The 6,512-nt window shown below is 62.1% G+C and carries 7 protein-coding genes and 1 tRNA gene; 4 read left to right on the top strand and 4 right to left on the bottom strand.

Annotated features, from left to right (window positions below; translation table 11 throughout):
• The first annotated feature begins 42 nt into the window (after positions 1 to 42).
• The 4 genes from FLM9_RS06605 to lipA all read left to right on the top strand — a co-directional run bounded on the left by FLM9_RS06605 (position 43) and on the right by lipA (position 2,490).
• Positions 43 to 127, top strand: a tRNA-Ser gene (locus FLM9_RS06605).
• 363 nt (positions 128 to 490) lie between these two features.
• Positions 491 to 721, top strand: a complete 231-nt coding sequence (locus tag FLM9_RS06600; protein WP_143324639.1) for a hypothetical protein — start codon at positions 491 to 493, stop codon at positions 719 to 721.
• Between the two features lie 303 nt (positions 722 to 1,024).
• Positions 1,025 to 1,531 carry a hypothetical protein gene (locus FLM9_RS06595; RefSeq protein ID WP_143324638.1) on the top strand — a complete coding sequence of 169 codons (507 nt, stop codon included), beginning with the start codon at positions 1,025 to 1,027 and terminating at the stop codon, positions 1,529 to 1,531.
• A 47-nt stretch (positions 1,532 to 1,578) separates the two neighbouring features.
• Positions 1,579 to 2,490 carry a lipoyl synthase gene (lipA, locus tag FLM9_RS06590; protein WP_074457828.1) on the top strand — a complete coding sequence of 304 codons (912 nt, stop codon included), beginning with the start codon at positions 1,579 to 1,581 and terminating at the stop codon, positions 2,488 to 2,490.
• A 6-nt stretch (positions 2,491 to 2,496) separates the two neighbouring features.
• On the opposite strand, the gene bioB is transcribed toward lipA, so the two are convergent.
• Genes bioB through lysA form a run of 4 tightly spaced genes read right to left on the bottom strand, consistent with a single transcriptional unit; the run spans position 2,497 to position 6,475 of the window.
• A complete protein-coding gene (gene bioB / locus FLM9_RS06585) occupies positions 2,497 to 3,477 on the bottom strand; it encodes a biotin synthase BioB (protein ID WP_074457824.1) in 981 nt (326 codons plus the stop codon).
• Positions 3,474 to 4,247, bottom strand: coding sequence for an undecaprenyl pyrophosphate synthase (gene uppS / locus FLM9_RS06580; protein ID WP_074457823.1), 774 nt, complete (start codon positions 4,245 to 4,247; stop codon positions 3,474 to 3,476). Before uppS ends, bioB begins: the two co-directional genes overlap by 4 nt.
• On the bottom strand, positions 4,248 to 5,063 hold the full coding sequence (locus FLM9_RS06575) for a diadenylate cyclase (protein ID WP_074457822.1): 816 nt from the start codon (positions 5,061 to 5,063) through the stop codon (positions 4,248 to 4,250).
• Positions 5,064 to 5,086: 23 nt separating this feature from the next.
• The gene (gene lysA, locus FLM9_RS06570; protein ID WP_074457827.1) at positions 5,087 to 6,475 is read right to left on the bottom strand and encodes a diaminopimelate decarboxylase; all 1,389 of its coding nucleotides are present in this window, start codon (positions 6,473 to 6,475) and stop codon (positions 5,087 to 5,089) included.
• Between the last annotated feature and the right edge of the window lie 37 nt (positions 6,476 to 6,512).

The raw sequence follows: 6,512 nt of genomic DNA, 5'->3' as shown, positions 1-6,512 counted from the left end.
TGTAAAATGGGTTGGAGGCAGCAGCGTGCAGCACAACAGAGAGGAGGGGTGGCCGAGTGGTTGAAGGCAACGGTCTTGAAAACCGTCAACGTGCAAGCGTTCGTGGGTTCGAATCCCACCCCCTCCACTTTCTTTGGCAGTTGGCCCCAGTGACGAGTGACAGCCAGTTGGCCCTGGACAAGGCGCTGGAGATTCGCACGGACATCTAGTGAGCGTCCTGGAAATGGATTGACAAAGGCGTTGAATCCTGTCCAGGATGGATTCGACGGTAGCCACCCAGACAAAGAGTCTGGCTTGAGCGTTGTAGTGCTCCACAAAGGCATTGGTTTTACGGGTGAGTTCTCCTAACCTTGTGGAAAGAGCCGCGGTGGATGGCCTTCTAGTTAATGATGCCAAACCAGCGTTCCACTTGCTTGATCTATGAGGCATAGGTGGGAGTGAAATGCAGATGAAATCTGGGCCGCTGTGGCAGCTACTCCTTCAACTTGGCGTGTTTATGGGTGCCGTCGTTATCAATAATCAGATGAATATCCAGATTGTTGGGTACATTTTTGTCAATATGTTGGAGAAGATAGAAGAACTCGTGGTAGCGGTACTTGTATTGCGCCAATATTTTCCCGGTGGCTATATCCAAGACGATAAACAACGTTGTGATGTCGTTACGGGTATAATCATGGGTCGCACCTTCCACAAGCCCAGTCCCAACGGCAGCATGGCTTGATTTCTCTCCAATGACTGGATTTGTGTCTTCTCGTTCATGCAGAGCACGCCAGCATGATCCGGCAGCCTCAGGTATGGACCCGCAATGTCATGCACCTTATCCACAAAGTAAGGAAGGGATCGCTGGAGATCTTGAAATGGCGGTGGCGATGGGGGTGTAGATGAAGCAACTGGAACCACCGATGGACGGTGGTCTTGTAGATACCCGTGTGATCAGCCAGGGCAGGGACGCTCCAATGGCTGGCGTTGGCTAGCGGACTCTGCATTGACTTGAAAGCAGAGGCTACCGATGCTTCACTTCACCATGGGTAACTCGAGCAATGTGCGCCCTCGCATTGCGGAGGCATTTGGCAGATTGAACAGCCTGGACGTGGTTGTTTTTGAACCCCAGCCCGTGCCGAACGTGCAGAGGACGGTCCGTAGCCTCGCCGTCCCGAAGGTGACTCCAGGCCGGGTGGCGTTGGTGGGCTTGATGGATCGCTACCTGGATGGTCTGCTGAACCCGTTCGTCACGTTGCTGAAGGCCCACAAGCTCATAATACTTCCTGCAGGTTGCGGGCGAGCCCCGGTGCCGAGCGCGCGCGCCCGCCAACTCCTAGCGGGTTGCGGGCGAGCCCCCCAAGCTGACTGGGTGGCCCAGCTTGTTGCCGGGTTTGAGTCGTCTTTTGGCCTTGAACTGCTATCCACAGTGCATTGGGTACTTGAATATGAGAAGCCCCAATCCCAAGATAAATTGGTTGCCGACGGTACAGATGAAATGCGCACAAGACGTGCTTCTCATGCCGCCAGATTGTCTTGGCAGTGGATGTGATGGTTGGCGGCCCCAGCCGTGCCCTTCTGCCACTAAACTTGAGCCCCATGCGCAGCCCCTATCGCACCATCCCCCCCCAACAGCGCCTGCCCCGGTGGCTGCAGCGTCCCCTGGGCACTGCGTCCCAACTGGCCCAGGTGCAGGACCAGATCCGCAGCCTGCGCCTCAACACCATCTGTGAGCAGGGGCGCTGCCCCAACCGGGGGGAGTGCTATGCCGCGGGAACCGCCACGTTCCTTCTGGGGGGATCCGTTTGCACCCGCAGTTGTGCATTTTGCCAAGTCCATAAGGGCCAGGCGCCCCAACCGCTGGACGTCAGGGAAGCGGAGCGGGTGGCGAAGGCAGTGGCCAATTTGGGATTGCGCTACGTGGTGCTCACGGCGGTGGCACGGGATGATCAGCCGGATCACGGCGCGGGCCTGTTTGTGGAGACCATGGTGGCCATCCGCCGTCATGACGCCACTGTGGCCATTGAGGTGCTGACCCCTGATTTCTGGGGTGGGCAGCGGGAGCTGGCAGCAGCCCACAGGGCCCAGCGCCAGCGGTTGGCCATGGTGCTGGCGGCCCGACCGGTGTGCTTCAACCACAACCTGGAAACTGTGGAACGCCTCCAACGTCAGGTGCGGCGGGGCGCCCAATATGACCGCTCCCTGGGGCTGCTGGCCCTGAGCAAGCAACTGGCGCCGGAGATTCCCACCAAGTCCGGCCTGATGCTGGGTCTGGGGGAGAGTGAAGCCGAGGTGCTGGCCAGCCTCCGGGATCTGCGCCGTGTGGATTGTGATCGCGTCACCCTGGGCCAGTACATGCGCCCTTCCCTGGATCAACTCCCCGTGGAGCGCTACTGGACGCCGGCGGATTTCCAGCGCCTGGGCCAGGCCGCCCGGGCCATGGGCTTTCGTCAGGTGCGCAGTGGACCCCTGGTGCGCAGCAGCTACCATGCCCACAGCAGTGAGCCCTGAATCTTCTCAGCCTTGGGAAGCCTCCCCATCCCCATGGGGCTGCCGCCAGCGCACCCCGGCCGCCTGGAGCAGGTCTTGATCCCTGGAGACATCGGGGTTGGGGGTGGTGAGCAGGCGATCTCCGTAGAAGATGGAATCTGCTCCCGCCAGCAGACAGAGCAACTGAGCTTCCCGGCTGAGGCTGGTGCGGCCGGCACTGAGGCGGACCCGGCTGCGGGGCATGAGAATCCGTGCCGTGGCCACCATGCGCACCAACTCCAGTGGATCCACTGGCGGCTGCTCCCCCAGGGGTGTGCCCTCAACGGGCACCAGGGCATTGATGGGCACACTTTCCGGGTGAGGATTCATGCCGGCCAGGACCACCAGCAGTTCGGCGCGATCTTGCAGAGTTTCCCCCAGCCCGAGAATCCCGCCGGTGCAGAGGGTGATGCCAGCCCGCCGCACCCGTTGCAACGTGGCCAGCCGGTCCCCGTAGGTGCGAGTGGTCACCACCTGGTTGTAGTGGGCGGGTCCGGTGTCCAGGTTGTGGTTGTAGGCGGTCAGGCCCGCTGCGGCCAGCTTTTGGGCCTGCTCATCCGTCAGCATGCCTGCCGTGACACAGGCCTCCATGCCCATGGCCCGCACCCCCTGCACCATGGCCACCATGGCCTCAAAGGGTGGACCGTTGCGAATTTCACGCCAAGCCCAACCCATGCAGAAGCGGTGGGCGCCAGCGGCCTTGGCGGCCGTGGCCTTCTCCAGTACCTGCTCCAGGCTAAGGGTCTGGGCAGGGGTGGGCAGGGCCTGGGGGTGATGGGCAGATTGGGAACAGTAGGCACAATCCTCGCTGCAGCCACCGGTTTTTACGCTCAGCAGGGAGGCCAACTGCACGGTGTAACCGGGATTGACCTGACGGTGAACGGCCTGGGCCTGCCAGAGGAGGTCTACCAGGGGGGCTTGCAGCAGGTGCAAGACCTCCTGTGCGGTCCAGTCGTATCTGAGCTTCATGGCTCCACAGTGCCATAGCGGCGCTGACGTTGTTGAAAATCCCTCAGGGCAGCGGCCAGGGCCGCCTGGTCAAAGTCCGGCCAGAGTACGTCGGTGATGTGAATCTCGGCATAGGCCAGTTGCCAGAGCAAAAAATTGCTGATCCGGAACTCCCCACTGGTGCGAATCAACAGGTCGGGATCGGGATCACCGGCCGTGAGCAACAGCTTGGCAAAGCGGGCCTCGTTGATGTCGTCAGGGTCCAGGATGCCTTGCCGCACGTCCTGGGCCAGGCGGCGGGCCACCTGGACCAGTTCATGGCGCCCCCCATAGTTGGTGCAGACATTCAGATGGACCCTGTCATGGCGTGCGGTGCGGGCTGTGGCCTGGGCAATGTGCTCCTGCAGGCCCACGGGCAGAGCATCCAGGTCCCCCAGGAAGCGCAGGCGCACCTGGGCCTGATCCAGTTCGTTCAGCTCCTGCTTGAGCACTTGCTCAAACAAGGCCATGAGAAAGTTCACCTCTTCGTCGGGGCGCTGCCAATTTTCCGTGGAAAAGGCATAGGTGGTGAGGGCTGAAATGCCCCAGTGGCCACAGAGTTGCAGCAGACGCTTCAACGCCTGCACCCCCATCTGGTGACCCCGTACCCGAGGGAGACGGCGTTGTTGGGCCCAACGACCGTTGCCGTCCATGATCACCGCCAAATGCCGCGGCAGGCGCGTCGCGTCCAAATCCCCTGGCAGCGCCAGCAACGGACTGATGTCCCCAGGGTGGGCTGTGGCGCGTTGCATTCAGGAGGCCTTGAGAGAGCGCCGGGCCGCCGTGGATTCACCAGGGTCCCGAACCAGATTCCCCATGGCGGTTCCCAAAAGCTCCTTCAGGCGGCTGCTGGTGATGGGTCGCTCCAGGTGTCCCAGTTGTGCCAGGGAAATGGTGCCGGTTTCTTCCGAGACCACAACGCAGATGCACTGGTCAAACCGTTCAGTCATGCCTACCGCAGCCAGGTGGCGAGTGCCAAAGCGGCTGGTCCTTTGCCGCGCCAGGGGCAGAATGACCCCGGCCGAGACAATCCGCTCACCCCGCACCAGCACGGCGCCATCATGGATGGGTGAGTTGACGGAAAAAACGTTGAGCAGCAACTCGATGGAGAGGATGGCATCCAGTGGAATGCCGGGAGTAATAAAGTCATCATCTTGCAGGTCGCTGCCCAGATCCACAAGGATCAAGGCGCCGCGTCGACTTTGAGACATGCGTCCCGCAGCCTCACCGATTACGTCCGCGGCGTCCCCGTTGTAAAAGCTCTTGGGGCTTCGTCCCAGGAGTTGGCCCCAGCGGCCGCTGCCCAGTAGATCCAGAAGACGACGCAGATCGGACTGCAGCAGGAACGCCAGGGCTAAACCACAAACCAGTACCATGGCCTGAATGAGCCTGTCGGTGAGGGGAAGGGGGGATCGCTGCTGCACCAGCCAGCCCAGCAGTACCAGGAGCAGGTAGCCCCTGATCAAACCCTGTGTGCGGAGCCCACGTCCCCTGGTTCTGTTCAGTACCAGGAGGCCAAGGAGGCACGCCAGCAGAATGTCAAGGGCCTGCAGGAGCCACGAGACCATGCCGTGCCTGCAATCAACTGGCCCTACCTTATTGGGACAGCGCCGGGTTGGCACAGGTGCTCCGGCAAAATATCCCAGCGCAACAGATCCTGGTGGGTTTCCCGGCGTTGCACCAGCTGGGCTTGTCCCCCCTGCACCAACACCGCCGCAGGCCGGGGGATGCGATTGTAGTTGGAGCCCATGGAGGCATTATAGGCCCCCGTGGCCAGTACCGCCAGCAGATCTCCACTGGCCACAGGGGGCAGGGGGATGTGGTGCAGCAGCACGTCCCCGGATTCACAGTGCTTGCCCGCCACAGTGACGGTGTCTGTGGCTGCGTCCCGGCAGCGCTGGGGCAGGCAGGCCGTATAGCGGGATTGATAGGTGATGGGGCGGGGATTGTCGCTCATGCCCCCATCCACGGCAACGTAGGTGCGCACCCCGGGGATCTCCTTGCGGCTACCCACCTGATACAGGGTCAGCCCCGCCGTGGCCACAAGGGAGCGGCCCGGTTCACAGAGCAGGCGGGGGAGGGGTTGTTGCTGCTGGCGACAGGCGGCCACCACGGCGGCACTCACGGTTTGAACCCAGGCCGCAATGGCGGGGGGATCGTCACTGTCCACGTAACGCACCCCCAGGCCCCCACCCACGTTCAAATCCTTGGGGTGATGCCCCAGGGCCCGGGCTCGGGCCAGGGCCTTCACCATGACTGCCGCCAGGTCTTCATGGGGCTGCAGCTCAAAAATCTGGGAACCAATGTGGGCATGGAGCCCGGCCACGTCCGCCCATGACGCCGTGGCCAGTCGCTGGAGCACGGTGTCCAGTTCCTCCAGGTCAAAACCGAATTTGCTGTCCAGGTGGCCGGTGCGGATGTACTCGTGGGTGTGGCACTCAATTCCCGGCGTAAAGCGGATCAACAGCCGCGCCCGCTGCCCCTGCTGGCCACAGAGGCGCTCCAGCAAATCCAACTCCAACCAGTTGTCCAGCACCACGGTCACGCCGTGCTCCAGCGCCAACCGCAACTCGTCCCGAGACTTGTTGTTGCCATGGAGGACCATGTTGCGAGGATCCATGCCGCCCCCCAGGGCAGTGAGCAACTCCCCGGCCGAGACCGCATCCAGTCCCAGCCCCTCACTGGCCATCAGGGCCGCCATGGCCAGGCTGCTATGGGCCTTGGAGGCGTAAAGCACGAGAGATTTGCCAGGGTAGTGGCGCACCAGGGCACGGCAATAGGCCTGGCAACCCGCACGCAGGGTGGTTTCATCCAGCACGTAGAGAGGTGTGCCATAGTGGTCCGCCAGATCAGCCAGGCGACACCCACCCACCCACAATTGACCCTCCTGGTCAACCTCTGCACCCAGGGGGGCCAGGTTGCGGTTGGGACTCTGGACATCGACGTCTTCTTCGTAGGGGCGGAAGCGTGGCGAAGACATGGGGGCAACGGAAAACTTGGGTGAAAATCTGAACCGT

The organism is Candidatus Synechococcus spongiarum (assembly GCF_900047545.1).
Taxonomy (GTDB): domain Bacteria; phylum Cyanobacteriota; class Cyanobacteriia; order PCC-6307; family Cyanobiaceae; genus Synechococcus_B; species Synechococcus_B spongiarum_C.
This window is presented reverse-complemented; position numbering and strand designations above follow the sequence as displayed.